The organism is Streptomyces sp. NPDC033136, from assembly GCF_055578235.1.
The window spans coordinates 79,534-98,561 of record NZ_JBVIPD010000004.1 but is presented as its reverse complement, the minus strand read 5'-3'; the positions used below and the strand labels follow the sequence as shown (position 1 = coordinate 98,561).

12 protein-coding genes are annotated in these 19,028 nt (G+C 70.3%); 7 read left to right on the top strand and 5 right to left on the bottom strand.

The window, feature by feature from the left end; genetic code table 11:
• The first annotated feature begins 117 nt into the window (after positions 1–117).
• The 6 genes from mreC (at position 118) to ACZ5TL_RS08690 (ending at position 8,935) form a co-directional block, all read left to right on the top strand.
• Positions 118–1,065: a rod shape-determining protein MreC gene (mreC, locus tag ACZ5TL_RS08715; protein ID WP_468588667.1), complete on the top strand. Its 948-nt coding sequence runs from the start codon at positions 118–120 to the stop codon at positions 1,063–1,065.
• A 13-nt stretch (positions 1,066–1,078) separates the two neighbouring features.
• Positions 1,079–1,750, top strand: a complete 672-nt coding sequence (gene mreD, locus ACZ5TL_RS08710) for a rod shape-determining protein MreD (RefSeq protein WP_468588666.1) — start codon at positions 1,079–1,081, stop codon at positions 1,748–1,750.
• A gap of 115 nt (positions 1,751–1,865) precedes the next feature.
• Positions 1,866–4,106 (top strand): penicillin-binding protein 2, encoded by a 2,241-nt coding sequence (gene mrdA, locus ACZ5TL_RS08705; RefSeq protein ID WP_468588665.1) that lies wholly within the window; start codon positions 1,866–1,868, stop codon positions 4,104–4,106.
• Complete coding sequence (gene rodA, locus ACZ5TL_RS08700) at positions 4,103–5,305, top strand: rod shape-determining protein RodA (protein ID WP_468588664.1); 1,203 nt, start codon at positions 4,103–4,105, stop codon at positions 5,303–5,305. Before mrdA ends, rodA begins: the two co-directional genes overlap by 4 nt.
• 65 nt (positions 5,306–5,370) lie before the next feature.
• Positions 5,371–6,876, top strand: coding sequence for a CYTH and CHAD domain-containing protein (locus ACZ5TL_RS08695; protein ID WP_468588663.1), 1,506 nt, complete (start codon positions 5,371–5,373; stop codon positions 6,874–6,876).
• Between the two features lie 88 nt (positions 6,877–6,964).
• Positions 6,965–8,935, top strand: a complete 1,971-nt coding sequence (locus ACZ5TL_RS08690; protein ID WP_468588662.1) for a TIGR03960 family B12-binding radical SAM protein — start codon at positions 6,965–6,967, stop codon at positions 8,933–8,935.
• On the opposite strand, the gene ACZ5TL_RS08685 is transcribed toward ACZ5TL_RS08690, so the two are convergent.
• The 5 genes from ACZ5TL_RS08685 to ACZ5TL_RS08665 form a co-directional block, all read right to left on the bottom strand.
• On the bottom strand, positions 8,889–10,703 hold the full coding sequence (locus tag ACZ5TL_RS08685; protein WP_468588661.1) for an amylo-alpha-1,6-glucosidase: 1,815 nt from the start codon (positions 10,701–10,703) through the stop codon (positions 8,889–8,891). The genes ACZ5TL_RS08690 and ACZ5TL_RS08685 overlap by 47 nt on opposite strands.
• A gap of 34 nt (positions 10,704–10,737) precedes the next feature.
• Entirely contained in the window at positions 10,738–11,553 is an 816-nt protein-coding gene (locus tag ACZ5TL_RS08680; RefSeq protein ID WP_468588660.1) for a carbohydrate ABC transporter permease, read from the bottom strand.
• Positions 11,550–12,437: a carbohydrate ABC transporter permease gene (locus ACZ5TL_RS08675; protein WP_468588659.1), complete on the bottom strand. Its 888-nt coding sequence runs from the start codon at positions 12,435–12,437 to the stop codon at positions 11,550–11,552. The genes ACZ5TL_RS08680 and ACZ5TL_RS08675 overlap by 4 nt, the downstream gene beginning before the upstream one ends.
• Positions 12,438–12,447: 10 nt before the next feature.
• Positions 12,448–13,692 (bottom strand): sugar ABC transporter substrate-binding protein, encoded by a 1,245-nt coding sequence (locus ACZ5TL_RS08670; RefSeq protein WP_468588658.1) that lies wholly within the window; start codon positions 13,690–13,692, stop codon positions 12,448–12,450.
• Between the two features lie 168 nt (positions 13,693–13,860).
• Positions 13,861–14,877, bottom strand: coding sequence for a LacI family DNA-binding transcriptional regulator (locus ACZ5TL_RS08665; RefSeq protein WP_468588657.1), 1,017 nt, complete (start codon positions 14,875–14,877; stop codon positions 13,861–13,863).
• Positions 14,878–15,355: 478 nt separating this feature from the next.
• On the opposite strand from ACZ5TL_RS08665, the gene ACZ5TL_RS08660 reads away from it, so the two are divergent.
• The gene (locus ACZ5TL_RS08660; protein WP_468588656.1) at positions 15,356–19,012 is read left to right on the top strand and encodes a LamG-like jellyroll fold domain-containing protein; all 3,657 of its coding nucleotides are present in this window, start codon (positions 15,356–15,358) and stop codon (positions 19,010–19,012) included.
• Positions 19,013–19,028: the final 16 nt, after the last annotated feature.

The following is a 19,028-nucleotide window of genomic DNA, read 5'->3' as shown; positions in this document are numbered from 1 at the left end:
CGATCTCCTCTCGTACGGCGGATCGTTGATATAGAGGCATAAGCTCCCATAAAAGCAGCCCCTCGGGATTCCCTGGGGCTTCCCGAATTCCTACGAGGAAGGGCACGGCCGCCGCACGTGAGGGACACACGAGAGAGCCGGCTGCTCCTGGTGCTGCTGATCGCCATCGCGTTCGCGTTGATCACGGTGGACATCCGCGGTGGGGAGAAGACGCCCGTCGACGGTGCCCGGCAGGCCGCGGCGACGGTCTTCGGCCCGATCGAGAGCGGTGTCGCGGCCGCGGTCGACCCGGTCGGCAACGCGGTCTCCGCCATCCGGGACTCGGGCGAACGACACGACCGGCTCGCCGTGCTGGAAGAGGAGAACGCGGCCCTGAAGGCACGCCTCGGCAGCGACGACCGCAGCCGCAGCCGCCTCAAGCAGCTCGACAAGCTGCTGAAGATCTCCGGCCGGGGCCAGTACGGCATCAAGGGCGCCCAGGTCATCGCCATCGGAGCCGCGCAGGGCTTCTCCTGGACCATCACCGTCGATGTCGGCGCGGGCGACGGCATCAAGCGCGACATGACCGTCCTGAACGGGGACGGGCTCGTCGGGCGGGTCACCACCGTCGGTCCCGACACCGCCACGGTCCTGCTCGCCAGCGACCCCGACTTCACGGTCGGCACCCGGATGGAGTCCGGCGACGAACTCGGTTTTGCCTCCGGGCAGGGCGACCGCCCGCTGCGCGTCGAACTCCTCAACGGCAAGGCGGAGGTGAAGAAGGGCGACCGCCTGGTCACCTTCGGCTCGCAGGCCGACCGGCCGTTCGTGGCCGGCGTGCCCGTCGGCGTGGTCTCCCGCGTCGACCCCTCCGGCGGCGGCCTGACCCGCACGCTGTACGTCACGCCGTACGCCGCCTTCAGCAAGCTCGACATCGTCGGTGTCGTCGTCGAGGCCCCCAAGAAGGACCCGCGTGACACGGTGCTCCCGCCCAAGCCCAAGCCGACCCCCAGGCCGACGGTGACGGTGACCGTGACGCCGTCCGCCGGGGCGCCCGTCGACGGCCAGAACCAGCAAGAGCAGTAGGAGCTGTCACCCCATGCGCGTCAACCGGATCCTGCTCTCGTCCGCCCTGGTCGTCGTCGCCCTGGTGATCCAGGTGAGCGTCCTCGCCCGCCTCCACCTGCCGGGCGCCGTGCCCGACCTGCTGCTGCTCACCGTGCTCGGCCTCGCGCTGGTGTACGGCCATGTGGGCGGCGCCCTCGTCGGGTTCGGCGCGGGCCTGCTCGCCGACCTGGCGCCGCCCGCCGACCACGCCGCCGGGCGCTACGCGCTCGTGCTGTGCGTCATCGGCTATCTCGCGGGCCTGGTCAAGCCGGAGACGGGCCAGTTGAAGTCCGCGACCGGCCCCATGGCCGTGGTGGTCGCCGCCGCGGCCGGCTCGACCCTGCTCTACGCCGGTGTCGGGGCCCTCGTCGGTGACACCGCCGCCCGCCATGTGGGCCTGGGCAGCCTGCTGTTCACGGCCGTCCTGTACGACCTGCTGCTCGCCCCGTTCGTCGTGCCGGCGATCATGGCCCTGGCCCGGCGCGCCGAGAACGATCCGCTCGCCGAGACCGGCTCCTCCGCCACGACCACGGACATCTCCTCCGGCTGGCTCTCCGGCGGCACCGGCCTGAAGATCGGCAGCCAGCGGAACGGGCTGCGCGTGAAGGCGGCCCGGGCGCGGGTGGCGCGCGCCGGGCGCATCAAGGGGGTCAAGCGGCTGTGAGCGCGGGGAACTTCACCCGAACGGGCCGGTCCAGTAGGAACGCCCGCTCGTGGGCGGGCGTTCATCACTCGTACCCGCACACCTGTACGCGCACCGAGAGGGGGAGGCAGCCGCAGTGACCAACATTCCCGAGACCGGGCGGAACTCACGGGTCCAGATCCGGCTCGTCGCCATCCAGGTCCTCGTCCTCTCCCTGCTGCTCACCCTCGGCGGACGCCTGTGGTACCTGCAGATCCGTGAGGGCGCGGCATACGCCAAGGAGGCGTCGGGCAACCACGTCCAGCAGGTCGTCCAGCCGGCCGTCCGCGGCTCGATCCTGGACGCACGCGGCGTGGCCCTCGCGGACAACGAGACACGTCTGGTGGTCTCCGCCTCCCGCACCGATCTGCTGAAGATGAAGGACGACGGCGAGGAAGTCCTCACCAAGCTCGCCGCCGTCCTCGGCATGACCCCCAAGGAGGTCATGGAGAAGGTCCGGCTGTGCGACGCCGAGACGCCCCAGCCCTGCTGGAACGGCTCGCCGTACCAGCCCATCCCCATCACCGACGAGGCCACCCCCAAGCAGGCCCTGCAGATCCGCGAGCGCGCCGAGGACTTCCCCGGCATCACCGCCGAGCCGCAGGCCGTGCGCCGCTACCCGAGCCCCGGCAAGGCCAACACCGCCCAGGTCCTCGGCTACCTCTCCCCGGTCACCGACGAGGAGATCAAGAAGGCCCAGAACACCGACTCGCCGTACCTGCGCTCCGACCAGGTCGGCCGCTCCGGCCTGGAGCGCCAGTACGACAAGCAACTGCGCGGCAAGGCCGGTGTCACCCGCTACGAGGTCGACAACCTCGGCCGCGTCATCGGCCAGGCCGAGGCCGATCCGGCCCACCCCGGCGACAACCTCATCACCAGCATCGACTCGCGCGTCCAGCGGATCGCCGAGTACGAGCTGAACGAGGCCATGAAGGAAGCCCGCAAACAGCACGACCGGAACACCGGCACCAACTACAAGGCGGACTCCGGTGCCGTGGTGGTGATGGAGGCCAAGACCGGCCGCGTCGTCGCCATGGCGTCCAACCCGACCTACGACCCGAACGCCTGGGTCGGGGGCATCTCCGCGAAGGACTACGCGCACCTCACCGGCAAGAGCTCCAACTACCCGCTGCTCAACCGCGCGATCCAGGGCCAGTCGGCCCCCGGCTCCATCTTCAAGGTCATCCCGACGGCCGCCGCGGTCAACGCGGGCTACTCCTTCAACGGCCCCTACCAGTGCTCCAGCTCGTACTCCATCGGCGGCCAGGTCTTCAAGAACTTCGAGTCCAAGGGATACGGCCCGATCAGCCTCGGCCGCGCCCTGGAGGTCTCCTGCGACACGGTCTTCTACCGCCTCTCCCACGAGGAATGGAAGAGGGACGGCGGCAACAAGCCGAAGAAGAGGACCAACGACTGGTTCTACAAGACCGCCCACCAGTTCGGCCTCGCCAAGGAGACCGGCATCGACCTGCCCAACGAGGTCACCGGCCGCGTCCCCGACCGCCAGTGGAAGCTGGACTACTGGAAGGCCAACAAGGACGCCTGGTGCCGCACCGGCAAGCGCAACGGCAGCTACGCCGAGAAGATCGCCTACGAGAACTGCCTCGAAGGCAATCGCCTGCGCGCCGGTGACTCCGTCAACTACTCCATCGGACAGGGTGACACCCTCGTCACACCGATCCAGATGGCCACGATCTACGGAGCCATCTCCAACGGCGGCACGATGTACACCCCTTCGGTCGGCAAGGCCGTCATCAGCGCCGACGGCAAGACGGTCACCCCGATCAAGCCCCAGGCGCACGGCAAGCTGCCGATGACGAAGAAGCTCCGCAACGAGATAGACGAAGCCCTCGAGGGAGTCGCCACCCGCGGTACGGCCGCCTGGAGGTTCGGCGGCTGGCCGCAGGACAAGATCCCGATGCACGCCAAGACGGGTACGGCCGAGGTCTACGGCAAGCAGACGACCTCCTGGTTCGCCACGTACACCAAGGACTACGCGATCGTCATGACGATCTCCCAGGGTGGTACGGGTTCCGGCGCCTCCGGACCGGCCGTCCGCAACATCTACAACGCGCTGTACGGAGTCTCCCCGGAGGGCGACATCGACCCGAAGAAGGCGCTGCTGCCCACCCCGCAGAAGGCCCTGCCGAAGGTCAGGACGGACGGCACCATCTCCTCCCCGAAGGTCTCCAAGGACCCGGCCAAGGAGGCGAGCAGGAAGGACCCGAACGCCCCGGCCGACCCGCTCCAGCCGGCGACGGCGGCTCCGCCGACGCCCGAGAACCGCGACACCCGAAGGCGCAGGCGCCGGCGGGGAAGCCGGAGGTTGCCGACATGACCGGCGGTGTGAACAGCTTCCAGGTCTCCGGCTACGGACCCGAGCGCTCCGGCTGGACGCGGCTGCTGGCCCGGGACTCGGTGGCGCGACGGCTCGACTGGCCGATCCTGCTGTCGGCGACGGCCCTGTCGCTGCTCGGCACGCTCCTGGTCTACTCGGCGACCCGCAACCGCACGGAGCTCAACCAGGGCGACCCCTACTACTTCCTCGTCCGGCACCTGCTGAACACCGGCATAGGCCTCGCGCTGATGGTCGGCACGATCTGGCTCGGCCACCGCGGCCTGCGCACGGCCGTGCCGGTCCTGTACGGCCTGTCGGTGCTGCTGATCCTTCTGGTGCTCACCCCGCTCGGCTCGACGATCAACGGCGCCCACTCCTGGATCAAGCTCCCCGGCGGCTTCTCGCTGCAGCCCTCGGAGTTCGTGAAGGTCACGATCATCCTGGGCATGGCCATGCTGCTGGCGGCCCGGGTCGACGCGGGAGACAAGCAGTACCCCGACCACCGCACCGTCGTGCAGGCCCTCGGCCTGGCCGCCGTGCCCATGGTGATCGTGATGCTCATGCCCGACCTCGGGTCGGTCATGGTCATGGTCATCATCGTGCTCGGAGTGCTGCTCGCCTCCGGGGCCTCAAACCGATGGGTGTTCGGCCTGATCGGCACGGGCGCCCTCGGCGCGATCACCGTCTGGCAGCTCGGAGTGCTCGACGAGTACCAGATCAACCGCTTCGCCGCCTTCGCCAACCCCGAGCTCGACCCGGCCGGCGTCGGCTACAACACCAACCAGGCCCGTATCGCCATCGGCTCCGGCGGACTGACGGGCTCCGGCCTCTTCCACGGCTCGCAGACCACCGGCCAGTTCGTGCCCGAGCAGCAGACGGACTTCGTCTTCACCGTGGCGGGGGAGGAACTGGGCTTCCTCGGCGGCGGCCTGATCATCCTGCTGCTCGGCATCGTGCTGTGGCGGGCCTGCCGGATCGCCCGGGAGACCACGGACCTGTACGGCACGATCGTGGCCGCGGGCGTCATCGCCTGGTTCGCCTTCCAGACGTTCGAGAACATCGGCATGACCCTCGGCATCATGCCGGTCACCGGCCTGCCACTGCCCTTCGTGTCCTACGGCGGTTCATCGATGTTCGCCGTGTGGATAGCGGTGGGTCTGCTGCAGTCGATCAGGGTGCAACGGCCGATGTCGGCCTGAGCGGGTACGGGGCGCCGTGCGGCGCCCCGTAGTCGTCCCGCCCTCGGGGCGACTAGATTCGCTTCATGGCGGACACCAAGCGCGAGATCGAACGAAAGTACGATGCCAGGGGTGGCGAGCTGCCCGACCTGACCGGTGTGGCCGGGGTCGCGACCGTGGCCGACAAGGGAGTCACCCACCTCGACGCCACCTACTACGACACGGCCGACCAACGCCTCACCGCGTCATCCGTCACCCTCCGCCGCCGCACCGGCGGCTCGGACGCCGGCTGGCACCTGAAATTCCCTGTCAGTCCCGGCGTCCGCGACGAGATCCAGGCCCCGCTCTCCGACACCCTCCCCGACGACCTCGCCGGACTGGTCCGCTCCCGCACCCGCGGCGGGGAACTGCGCCCCGTGGTGCGGCTGCGCTCCGACCGCGACGTACGCCACCTCCTCGACGCCGACGGGCGACTGCTCGCCGAGGTCGGCGTGGACACCGTGCACGCCGAGCGGCTCACGGGCGACGGGGGCGAGGCGCGGTGGACCGAGCTGGAGGTCGAGCTCGCCGACGGAGGCGACCCCGCCTTCCTCGACAAGGTGGAAAAGCGGCTGCGCAAGGCGGGCGTACGGCCGTCGAAGTCGGCGTCCAAGCTGGCACGGGCCCTGGCGGAGACAGCGCCGAAGAGGCTCCGCCCATCCGCCCCCGCCGCGGAACCGGTGACCGCCGCAGACCATGTGCTGGCGTACGCGCGCACCCAGCGGGACGCGATCGTCGAGCTCGACCCGGCCGTCCGCCGGGACGCCGAGGACGCCGTGCACAGCATGCGCGTCGCCACCCGCCGGCTGCGCAGCACCTTCAAGTCGTTCGGCGAGATCCTCGACCGGGCGGTCACCGACCCCGTCGGCGACGAGCTGAAGTGGCTGGCCGCCGAGCTGGGCGTGGACCGGGACCGCGAGGTGCTGGCCGACCGGCTCACGGCGACCCTCGACGAGGTGCCCGACAGCCTGATCCGCGGCCCGGTCCGGGAACGGCTGCACGCCTGGTCGAGCGCCGAGCACAGCGGCGCCCGCGGCCGGATCATCGGCGTACTCGACTCCCGCCGCTACCTCGCCCTGCTCGACACCCTGGACGCGCTGATCGCCGACCCGCCACTGCTGAAGGCGGCCGGCAAGAAGCCCTCCAAGCCGGTCGCCAAGGCCGTCAAGAAGGACTTCCGCAAGGTGACCAGCCTGGTCGAACGGGCGCTGGAGCTGGAACCCGGCACCGACCGCGACGTCGCACTGCACGAGGCCCGCAAGAAGGCCAAGCGCACCCGCTACGCGGCGGAGGCCGCCAAACCCGCCCTCGGCAAACCCGCCAAGACCATGGTCAAGTCCATGAAGGCCCTGCAGAAACTGCTCGGCGAGCACCAGGACAGCGTCATGGCCCGCCAGACCCTGCGCGAGCTGTCGGCCGTGGCCCACGCGGCGGGCGAGAGCGCCTTCACCTACGGCCTGCTCCACGAGCGCGAGGAACAGCAGGCCCTGCGCACGGAGGCCGAGCTGCCCGCCCTCTGGGACGGGCTCAAGGGCGGGGCGAGGGGCCTGTGAGCCTCGGGGCGTACGGAGGTGCGCCCCGGTCGCGTTAGTCTGGATGGTCACCCCTGTCAGTTCAGTCCAGCTCACGAAGGTGCGCGACATGCCTGCCGAAGTCGCTGCGTCGGTCTTCCCGCAGCTCGAAGCTCTGCTCCCGCACGTGCAGAAGCCGATCCAGTACGTCGGCGGAGAACTCAACTCCACGGTCAAGGACTGGAATTCCTGTGACGTCCGCTGGGCGCTCATGTACCCGGACGCCTACGAGGTCGGCCTGCCCAACCAGGGCGTCATGATCCTCTACGAGGTGCTCAACGAGCAGCAGGGCGTCCTCGCCGAGCGCACCTACAGCGTGTGGCCGGACCTGGAGGAGCTGATGCGGGAGCACAACGTCCCGCAGTTCACGGTGGACAGCCACCGGCCGGTGAAGGCCTTCGACGTGTTCGGCCTGTCCTTCTCCACGGAGCTGGGCTACACGAACATGCTGGCGGCCCTGGACCTGGCCGGCATCCCGCTGGAGTCCCGGGACCGGACCGTCGACGACCCGATCGTCCTGGCCGGCGGCCACGCCGCGTTCAACCCCGAGCCGATCGCCGACTTCATCGACGCCGCCGTCATCGGCGACGGCGAGCAGGCCGTCCTCGACATGACGCGGATCATCCGCGAGTGGAAGGCGGAGGGCCGGCCGGGCGGCCGCGAGGAGGTCCTGTTCCGCCTGGCGAAGACGGGCGGCGTGTACATCCCGGCGTTCTACGACGTGGAGTACCTCCCCGACGGCCGTATCGCCCGCGTCGTACCGAACAGGTCGGGCGTCCCGTGGCGCGTGTCCAAGCACACCGTCATGGACCTCGACGAGTGGCCCTACCCCAAGCAGCCGCTCGTCCCGCTCGCCGAGACGGTCCACGAGCGCATGTCGGTGGAGATCTTCCGCGGCTGCACCCGCGGCTGCCGCTTCTGCCAGGCCGGCATGATCACCCGGCCGGTCCGCGAGCGCTCCATCACGGGCATCGGCGACATGGTCGAGCAGGGTCTGAAGGCGACGGGCTTCGAGGAGGTCGGGCTGCTGTCGCTCTCCTCGGCGGACCACAGCGAGATCGGCGACATCGCCAAGGGCCTCGCGGACCGTTACGAGGACGACAAGATCGGCCTCTCGCTCCCCTCCACCCGCGTGGACGCCTTCAACATCGACCTGGCCAACGAGCTGACCAGGAACGGCCGCCGCTCCGGCCTGACCTTCGCCCCCGAGGGTGGCTCGGAGCGCATCCGCAAGGTCATCAACAAGATGGTCTCGGAAGAGGACCTGATCCGCACGGTCGCGACGGCCTACGGCAACGGCTGGCGCCAGGTGAAGCTGTACTTCATGTGCGGCCTGCCCACGGAGACCGACGACGACGTCCTGCAGATCGCCGACATGGCGACGAAGGTCATCGCCAAGGGCCGTGAGGTGTCCAGGTCCAACGACATCCGCTGCACGGTCTCCATCGGCGGCTTCGTCCCCAAGCCGCACACGCCCTTCCAGTGGGCCCCGCAGCTCTCCGCCGAGGAGACGGACGCCCGCCTGACCAAGCTCCGCGACAAGATCCGCGGCGACAAGAAGTACGGCCGCTCCATCGGCTTCCGCTACCACGACGGCAAGCCCGGCATCGTCGAGGGCCTGCTCTCCCGGGGCGACCGCCGCATCGGCGCGGTCATCCGCGCGGTCTACGACGACGGCGGCCGCTTCGACGGCTGGCGCGAGCACTTCTCGTACGACCGCTGGATGGCGTGCGCCGACAAGGCCCTGGAGCCGTTCGGCGTGGACGTCGACTGGTACACCACCCGCGAGCGCACCTACGAGGAGGTCCTCCCCTGGGACCACCTCGACTCGGGCCTCGACAAGGACTGGCTCTGGGAGGACTGGCAGGACGCCCTCGACGAGACGGAGGTCGAGGACTGCCGGTGGACGCCTTGCTTCGATTGTGGGGTGTGTCCGCAGATGGACACGGCCATCCAGATTGGCCCCACGGGCAAGAAGCTGCTGCCGCTGACGGTCAAGAACGCGGTGCCGGCTCCCGCGTCGGGCGGTCATGCGCACTGAGGTGAGCACTTCGGGAGCCCCCTTCGCCGCGGAGGGGGCTCCGTGCTGTCTGGGAGGCCTCCGCCAGGAGGAGGTAGCTGCTCGCCGTCCAGGTGTAGGCGCGGTCGCGTAGGCCCGTGCCCGTGAGGGCGTCGAAGTTCTCCGCGAAGCCGTGGGTCTCGCACAGGGTGCGGAAGCGGGTGCTGATGTCGGCTGCCAGGCGGTGGTGGCCGGCGCGGCGCAGGCCGTCTTCGATGAGGACCGTGGCGGGGGCCCAGATGGGGCCGCGCCAGTAGCCGTCGGCGAGGTAGTGCGGGGAGGCCGGCAGTTCGGTGGCGAGGCCGTGGGGTGTCAGGTGGGCCTCGATGCGGGCGGCCAGGGCGTTGCTGATCTCGGGCGGGAGGTGCTCGCCGAGGGCGATGGGCATCAGGTCGAGGAGGCTGGAGCAGGTCCAGGTGCCGCCGCTGTGGACGCCCCGGGCGACGAAGCGGTCGCCGGTCCAGAGGTCGTCGAGCAGGGCCGCCTGTGTCGCCGCGGCGGTTCGTCTCCACCGGGCGGCCTCGTCCGGTCTGTTCACGTCCTCTGCCAGTGTGGCCAGTTCGTGCAGCTGGAGGGTGAGGAAGGCGGACAGGTCCGCGGTGACGACGACGCGCTCGGGGTCGAAGGTCGTGGCGTTGTCCCAGCCGCTGTCGTTGCCGTGCTGGTAGTGGGGGAGGGCGGCGTCCGGGGCGCGGCGGGCGGTGAGCCAGAAGTCCGTCCAGCGTCGCAGTCTGTCGTAGGTCTCGGTCAGTTGGGTCCGGTCGAGGGGGCTGGGCAGGCGGTGGCGGAGGCGGGCGAGGGTCCAGCCGTGGATGGGCGGTTTGACGAAGTTGCGCAGGACCTCGGAGTGGGTGACCGAGTCGGGCAGGGCCCCGGTCTCGTCCTGGTGGTCGAAGGGCAGTTGGTACTGGTCCCAGGCCAGTTCGGGGCGGCCGGGGGCCAGGGCGAGGGCGTTGAAGCAGTGGTCCCAGCTCCACACCTTGTCCATCCAGTGCTTGGACATCAGGACGGCGGGGCGGGCGAGCATCCCGGCGGGGCGTACGGTCGCGGACCACAGGACGTAGGCGGCGAGTTCGGCGGCCGGGGTGGCGGGGGAGCGCCAGGGGGCCACCGCGTCGACGAAGTCCGTGAAGGCGCCGCGGGCCGTCTCGACCAGGTCGGGGAAGGGTGTTGCCGAGGTGTACGGGGGGCGGGCGGTGTCGAGTTCCTCGACCGCGATCTCCCAGGTGGTGTCCGGTTCGGCGGTGATCGTGAGGCCGCGGTCGGCGCTGCCCAGGGCCTGGTCGCCGTGCGTGTGGGTGACCGTGCCGGACAGCACGGTGACGCGGTAGCGGCGGCCGGTCTCGTACGAGGTGAAGACGTGGGCGCCGGCGGTCGCGTCCCGGAAGTAGTACGTGCCGCTGAACGGGGTCAGGGTGCGGGCCGCCGCACAGAGGCGCAGGGGGAGTGCCCGGCCGCGCAGGCGCACGGTGTCCGGTGAGGCGTAGGTCAGCTCGATGCGGCCCCTCTCGCCGGTCCAGGTCAGCAGGGCCGGTGTCGCCTCCACGCGGGTCTCGGCGCGCTCGCCGGTCGCGGTGTCGAGCGGGGTCAGGCGCAGGACGGCGTGCATGCCGTTCTGGTGCGAGACCAGGTGGAGGTCGTCGGCGTACGTCTTCTCCGCCACCACGGGGGAGAAGCCGAACCAGGATCCGTACGTGCTGAAGGGGATGTCCTGGACGGAGAAGGCCGGGCCGGGACGGTCGGCGGTCATGTCGGTGTCACTCGTTTCTCGAGCAGGGGGAGGGTCAGTCCTTGACCGCGCCGGCTGTCACGCCGGCGGCGACATAGCGCTGGGCCAGGACGAGGATGACCGCGGCGGGCAGCGAGGCCACGACGGCGGTCGCCATGATGGCGTTCCACTCCTGGTTGTTGTTGCCGATGTAGTGGTAGATGCCGAGGGTGATCGGCTCGTGCGCGCCGCCGTTGACCAGGGTGCTGGCGAAGACGAAGTCGGACCAGGACCACAGGAAGGCGAACAGGGACACGGTGACGACGGCGTTGCGGCTCATGGGCAGCACGATCGAGCGGAAGGTGCGCCAGCTGCCGGCGCCGTCCACGGTCGCCGCCTGGAGCAGTTCGCCGGGGATGCCGGACATGAACGCGGTGAAGATGAGCACCGCGAAGGGTACGGCGAGGGTGGAGTCGGCGATGATCAGGCCGGGTATGGAGCGGAGCAGGCCGAGCTGAAGGTAGATGGCGTAGAAGCCCATCGCCATGATGATCGCGGGGATCATCTGCGCGGTCAGGAGGAGGAAGCTCAGCACGCCGCCGCCGCGTGGGCGCAGCTTGGCCAGGGCGTAGCCGGCGGGGGCGGACAGGGCCACGGTCAGGGCGACGGTGCCCAGGCCGATGACGAGGCTGGTGCCGAGGTAGGGCAACTGCTCGTCCAGGACGGTGCGGTAGCCGGCCAGGGTGCCGTGGACCGGGAAGAGGCCGGGCGGGCTCTTGCGCATGTCCTGGTCGCGGGTGAGGGAGACGTTGAGCATCCAGTAGACCGGGAAGAGCATGACCGCGGTCAGCAGGACTCCGAGGGCCGTCGTGCCCCAGGTGCGTCTTTTCATGACAGTGCCTGCTTCCGCTGGACCTTCACGTAGACCAGGCCGAAGGCCAGGGCGGCGACGACGAGCAGGTTGCCGACGGCCGCTCCGGGGCCGAAGGCGGGCAGCAGGTTGCCGAAGCCGAGCTGGTAGGACCAGGTGGCGAAGGTCGTGGACGCGTCGGCCGGGCCGCCCTTGGTCATGATCCAGATGATGTCGAAGACCTTGAGTGTGTAGACCAGCCCGAGGAGCAGGGTGATCGCGGACACCGGACGCAGCAGCGGGAAGGTGATGCTCCAGAAGCGGCGCCAGGGCCCCGCCCCGTCGAGGGCGGCGGCCTCGTACAGGCCGGACGGGATGGACTGCAGGCCGCTGTAGAGCACGACGAGGTTGAAGGGGACGCCGATCCAGATGTTCGCGATGATCACCGAGGTGAGCGACCAGGACGGGGAGGTCAGCCAGTTGACGGGGTCGAGGCCGAGGGCGTGCAGTGCCGCGTTCACGATGCCCGAGTCGCTGTTGAGCATCCACGACCAGGTGGAGGCGGACACGATCAGCGGCAGCAGCCAGGGGACGAGGAACAGGGCCCGCAGGGTCGCCGACAGCCGGAAGCGCTGGTTGAAGAAGACCGCGAGGGCGAGGCCGATGGCGTACTGGAAGGCCAGGCACACGGTCGTGAAGACCACGGTGTGGAGCAGGGCCGGGGCGAAGACCGGGTCGTCGAAGACCTTCTGGTAGTTCTGCAGGCCGGTGAAGGGCGCGTCGCCCTGGACGAAGGAACGGACGGTGTAGTCGCGCAGGCTGAGGTCGATGTTGCGGTAGAGCGGGTAGGCGTAGAAGAGGGCGAGGTAGAGGGTCACGGGGGCGAGGAAGGCCCAGGCGGCCCATCGCCCCCGCGTCTGTTTCATCGGGGCCATGTCACTTGACCGCCGCCTGAGCGGCAGTGAGCGCGTCCTTCGGGGACTTCGAGCCGCTGAGAGCGGACTGGACGGCCTTCCACATCTGCTCGGAGATCTTCGGGTACCTGGTGCCCAGGTCGTCACTGGTGCGCCCCTTGGCCGCCTTGACCGCGTCGACCCACGGCTTGAGGCCGGCGTTGGACGCCACCTGCTTGTCCTGCACCTCGCGGGTGGGTGCCACGTAGGAGAGGGTGGTGTCGGTGTCGTACAGGTTCTTCGTGCTGGTCAGGCAGGTCGTGAGCTTGCGGGTGGTGGTGTAGCGGGCGGTGTCGTCCTGGACGGGGACGGTGACGAACTCGCCGCCCGTGGGGGCCGCGGCGTTGCCTCCTCCGGAGGCGGGGATGGGCAGGACGCCGTAGTCGAAGCCGGCCTTCTCGGCGGCGGCGAGCTGCCAGGTGCCGTTCTCCGCGAAGGCGTAGTCGCCGGTCGCGAACTCCTGCCAGCTGGTGGTCTGGGTGTTGTTGAGTACGGAGTTGGGGGCGTAGCCCTTGTCCAGCCAGCCCTTCCACAGGGACAGTGCGGAGATGGCCGCGGGGGAGTCCAGGTCGGTCAGCTCGGCGCCCGAGCCCCAGAACCACGGCAGGAACTGGAAGCTGCCCTCCTCGGTGCCGATCGCGGAGAAGGTGATGCCCTTCTTGCCCGCCTTCTCGACCTTCGCCAGCGCCGCGGTCAGGGACTTCCAGTCCTCGATCGCGGCGATGTCGACGCCCGCCTCCTTCAGGACCTTCTTGTTGTAGTAGAGCGCGAGGGTGTTGGCGCCGATGGGGGTGCCGTACGTCTTGCCGTCCGACTGGCCGGCCGCGAGGAGGTTGGGGTCGACGGCCGAGGTGTCGAGCTTGTTCTCGTCGGTCGTGGTGAGTACGCCCGCCTCGGCCAGGGTCGAGACGACCGGGTTGTCGACGATGAGGACGTCCGGGGAGTTGCCCTGCTGGGCGGCGAGCAGGGTCTTGTTGGCCAGGTCGCTGGTGTCGAAGCCGGTCCGCTCGACCTTCACACCGGCCTCGGTGCCGCAGGCGTCCAGCAGCTTCGCCCACGCCGAGCCCTTGGCGAACTGGGGGTACGGGTCCCAGATCGTGTACGTGCCGCTGTTCGCGGCCTTCGCGTCGGCGGAGCCCGAGCCGGAGGAGCAGGCGGTGCCGGCGGCGGCGAGGACGGTCGAGAGCGTCACTGCGGCGAGGCGGCGCCTTGAGGAGCTGTGGTGCATCGCGGGTTCCTTCGTTCTTGGCACACGGGTGCCGGGGCAGGGGCGATGGGGGGAGGCGGGCACGCCGAACGGGGGCGGTGGGGGGCGTGCTCGAAGAAGGTGTCGCAGGAGGTGCTTGCTGAAGCTGCTTTGGAAGATGAGAGGGGAAGGGCGGGGTCGAGGACAGGACTACGGGGCGCCGGAGGCGGGGCCGGTGCTGGCCCGCAGCGAGATCGGGGGCGTCAGGAGGTGGTGCCGGGCAGGGGCGTCGGGCTGGTCCAGCCGCTCCACCAGGAGCTCGACGGCGCGGTGGCCCATCTCCTCCGCCGGCACGTCCGCCGCGGTGAGCTGGGGGGTCACCGTCTCCGCCCACCGGCTCGCCACCACCCCGGTGACGGAGACGTCACGCGGCACATGGCGGCCCGCCTGGGCGAGCCCCCGGTACAGGCCGCCCAGCGCGGCCTCGTTGAGCGTGACCAGGCCGGTGGTCGCGGGATCCTCGTGCAGGATCCGCTCGACACACGCCTGGCCCGACGCGGCATCGTCCCCGCAGCAGTACGTCCGGACGGTGAGCCCGCGTTCGGCCGCGGCCTTGGTGAAGCCGTCCAGGCCGCGGTGCGCGGACTCGTACCCGGCCCGGAGCAACTGCTCGGGACGGTTGACGAAGGCGACTCGGCGGTGGCCGAGATCCGCCAGGTGATGGACGCACGCCTCCACCAGCGCGGTGTGGTCCAGGCCGACCCACCAGCCGCCCTCCGGGTGGGCGGTGCGGCCGATGGCGACGGACGGGAAGTCCAGGTCGGACAGGTGGTCGACCCGGTCGTCCTCCAGCCGGATCTCCATCAGGATCGCGCCGTCGACCCGCCGTTCCCCCAGCAACCGCTGGAAGGAGCGGTCGCTGTCCACGCCGCTGGGGGAGAGGAGCACGTCGTAGTCGTAGACCGCGGCGGCCTCCACCACGCTGCCGATGAAGTCCAGCTGCATGCCCGTGTAGTGGTTCCCGGCGGGTGGGAAGACCAGGCCGAGGGTGCGGGTCCGGCCGTTGGCCAGGGCGCGGGCGCTGGCGCTGGGCCGGTAGCCCAGTTCGTCGACGACCTGCTGGATCTTCCGGCGGGTCTCCTCCGACACCGGGCGTTTGCCGCTCAGCGCGTAGGACACGGTGCTGCGCGAGACACCGGCTCGCCGGGCGATCTCACCGATGTTCACGGCAACTCCTAGCTCGTCGAACCGGTTCGCATGGCAGAACGTAGGAACTGCCCGGACGTCTGTCAACACTTCGGGCGCACTTCCCTGGTCGGGTGGGTCCGTCGGCAAGTTCCTCGTGTCGAAGGGATTGCTGGCCGCAAGGCCCGGTGCTAGCTTCCCGAACCGGTTCGACACATCGATCCCTGCCGGGAGCGGTGGGGCAGACCCCTCACGCTTCCATGCGCGGAGCCGCCGCGCCCGGTGTCCCGACACGTCTCCTTGGCGGCCGCGCGCTCCGCAATCGAACCGGTTCGACGACACGGACCACTGACGCGACGCCCCCGACAACACCCCGACACGCCCCGACAGCGATCCGCCGACGACTCCACGACGACGACTCCACGACGCCCTGACGCCGACCCGACGAAGAGCCCGACAACGCCCCGACGACGACCCGAAGAAGATCCCGACGACGCCCCGACAACAGAGGACGCCATTCATGCCATCCGCTGACAGATCCCCGCGGCGCCGGGCCCCGGCCGCCCTGGCGCTGACCCTCGGCGCGGGCCTGCTGGCCGCACCGGCCGCCCCCGCGCACGCCGCCGAGGCGCCGCAGCCCGCCGCCCGCTACACCTTCGACCAGGACGACCTGGCCGCCGGGAAGATCGCCGACAGTTCCGGCAACGGCCTGACGGCGACCCTGGTGAACGGCTCCACCGCCCAGTCGGTCACCGGCGCGGCCGGGGGCAAGGCCCTGGCCCTGCCCGGTGGTGCCCCCGCCTCCGATGGCGCGTACGTCCGCCTGCCCCGCCAGGTGCTCGACGGCACGACGGACCTGACCGTCTCCGCCCGCGTGAAGTGGAGCGGCGACAAGGCGCCCTGGCAGCGGCTCTTCGACCTGGGCACCAACACCACCAAGTACCTCTTCGCCACCCCGCACAACAGCAACGGGCTGTTCCAGACCTCCGTGACCACCGGCGGGGGCGGCGCGGAGACCCAGGTCCGCGGCTACGCGAGCCTGCCCGCGGACGAGTGGCGGACGGTCACCGTCACCCTCGACACCACCGCCGGCCGGCTCACCGCCTACCTCGACGGTGTGGCGGTCTCCTCGTCCAAGACCGGCATCAAGGCCGGGGATCTGCTGGACGGTTCGGCCACCGCCGCCGGCTACATCGGCAAGTCCCTCTACCCGGACCCGCTGCTGAAGGGCGCGGTCGACGACTTCACCGTGTGGCACGCGGCACTGAGCGCCGAGCAGGTGGCCGGTACGGTCGACGCCGTGCCGACCCTCCAGGAGCTCTCGCGGACGTCCTTCGAGGTCCGTACGACCACCGGGACCGCCCCGTCCCTGCCCGGTGCCGTCCGCGCCTCCTTCTCCGACGGCTACGACCGCGACACGCCCGTCACCTGGGACGCCGTACCGCCCGAGACGTACGCGAAGCCGGGCACCTTCACGGTCGCCGGCACCGCGGCGGGGCGTGCGGTGAAGGCCACCGTCACCGTGGTGCGCGAGGGACAGCTCACCGTCGACCTCGGCTCGGACACCGGCGCGTTCCACGGCGGCGCCTCCGGCACCCTCTACGGCGTGTACGGGCCGGACGTCCCGACCAACAACCTCATGGAGGGCATGGGCCTGCGCACGGTCTCCACCAAGGCCCAGGACGGCCCGCAGCATCCCGGTGCCGACGCGCTGGAGGTGGTGAAACCGCTCGCGGACTCCACCGACGGTGACGTGTACATCTACATGACCGACATCCACCGCGGCTTCCCGTACCAGTGGCCGGGCGACACGCCCGAGGAGAAGCTCAAGCTCTACCAGGAGAAGATCGCCGAGCAGGTCGACCAGGTCCTGAAGCTGCCGGAGCGGTACCAGGACAACGTCGTCTTCGTGCCGTACAACGAGCCCGAGGGCAACATGTTCGGCACCGGTGAGTGGAGTTACAACAAGGTCAGCTGGCTCAACGACCCGGACGACTTCTTCGCCGCCTGGGACGCGTCCTACAAGCTCATCAAGAGCAGGATGCCGGACGCCCGGATCGCGGGCCCCAACACCAGCGTGCTGTACAACCAGGTGAAGGGCTTCCTCACGCACACCCTGGCCGCCGGCACCCTCCCGGAGGTCATCACCTGGCACGAGCTGAGCCACCCGGAGGCGGTGCGCCAGAGCGTCGCCAAGTACCGGGCGTGGGAGAAGGAGCTGTTCAAGGGCACCGACCGCGAGGGCACCCAGCTCCCCGTCAACATCAACGAGTACGCCTTCAACTACCACACCTCGGTCCCCGGCCAGATGATCCAGTGGGTGTCCGCGATCGAGGAGTCGAAGGTCGACGCCGACATCGCGTACTGGAACATCGACGGCAACCTCTCCGACTCCGCGGTGCAGTCGGGGCGCGGCAACGGCCAGTGGTGGCTGCTGAACGCGTACGCCTCGATGAGCGGGCACACGGTGAAGGTGACCCCGCCGTTCCCGGGCGAGAACTACAGCATGCAGGGCGTCGCCACACTCGACGAGAAGAAGAAGCAGTCCCGGCTGATCTTCGGCGGCTCCACCGGCGAGGGTCACATCACCTTCGAGGACGTCCCGGAGAAGCTGTTCGGGGACCGCGTGCACGCCTGGGTGAGGGAGATCGACTGGAGCGGTCAGGTCGGCGACAACTCCGGCCCGAAGCTGCTCGCCGAGCAGAACCTGGAGGTCGGCGCCGACGGCACGGTCGTCGTCGGCTTCGGCGAGGGCGCGCTGCCGGAGCTGAAGGAGTCCTCGGCGTACGAGATCGTCCTCAGTCCCGCAGGTGAGGCCAAGGCCACGCAGGCCCCGCCGGTGCGCTGGCAGGGGTCCTACGAGGCGGAGGACGCCGCGCACACCGGCTCCGGCTGGTCGAAGAACGGCCCGGAGGGCTCGCCCCGGGACGTGTCGAAGTTCTACACCTCCGGCGGCTACAACGTGGGCGGTCTGCGCACCGGCTCGGACGTCACACTCGACTTCACCGTCGACGTGCCCGAGGACGGCACGTACGACCTGAGCGTCTTCGCCAACTCCCTCAACACCTTCGACAAGGTGAAGGAGCAGGGCCCCACCAACGTCTTCCTGCGCGTGGACGGCAAGGCCGACACTGAGCAGGAGCTGCATCTGCCGCTCGGCTACAAGTGGGTGGTGTGGGACCACACCGACACCGAGGTGAAACTCACCAAGGGCAGGCACACCCTGACCCTCGCCGCCGAGAGCCTCGACGGCAAGCGTGCCACCCAGGGCGACGCCATCGTCGACCGTCTCACGCTCTCCCTCCCCGGGGCCTCGGCGCGCACCCGGGTGTACGAGGGCGAGCTGGCCTGGCCGGCCGGCGGGGCCCGCCCGGTCTACGACCTGCCGAAGCCGGCGGCCACCGGCTCGGGCGCGGCCCGGCTCGCCGAGGGCCAGAGCGCCACGTTCTGGGTCTACTCACCGGCCGACCGCGAGGCCACGCTCCGGGCCGACACGCTCGGCGGCGCGGGCGCCCGGCTCGCCGTCAACGGACACGACGTCCTGCGCCTGGCCAAGGGCGGCGGCAGCGTGGCGGTGTCCCTGTCCGGCGGCGTCAACAAGGTGACGGTGACCGCGGGCGCGTCCACGACCCTCCTCGACCGCCTCACGGTCACACCGACCGAGGGCGCGCTGCCGGCGCGGACGTACGAGGCGGGCGACGCCCGGCTCTCGGGCTCGGCCACGCTCGCCCCGCTCTCGCTGGCCACCGGCGGCACGGCGATCACGGGAATCGGCGGGGACCCCGGCAACGGCAACACGGCGACGTTCACCGTCACCGCCGACCGGGCCGGCCCGTACGCGCTGCGCGTCCGCTACTCCAACCCGGAGCAGTCCGAGGCCACCCACTACAACCCGGACCCGCTCGCCCGCCACGCCGACATCAGCGTCAACGGCGGAGCGGCCCGGCGCGTCGGCTTCCCGCACAGCTTCCACCGGAACAACTTCTGGGAGCTGACCGTCCCGGTGCGGCTGAAGAAGGGGGAGAACACCATCGCCTTCCGCTCCGAGGAACTGCCGAACTTCGACGGCACCACCTACGCCTCGGACACCTTCCCCGGCGTGCTGCTCCGCTCCCGGTACGCGCCGCTGATCGACCGGATCACCGTCGCGCCCTACGCGAGGAGGACGGGGAGGTGAGAGGCCGGTCCTGAGG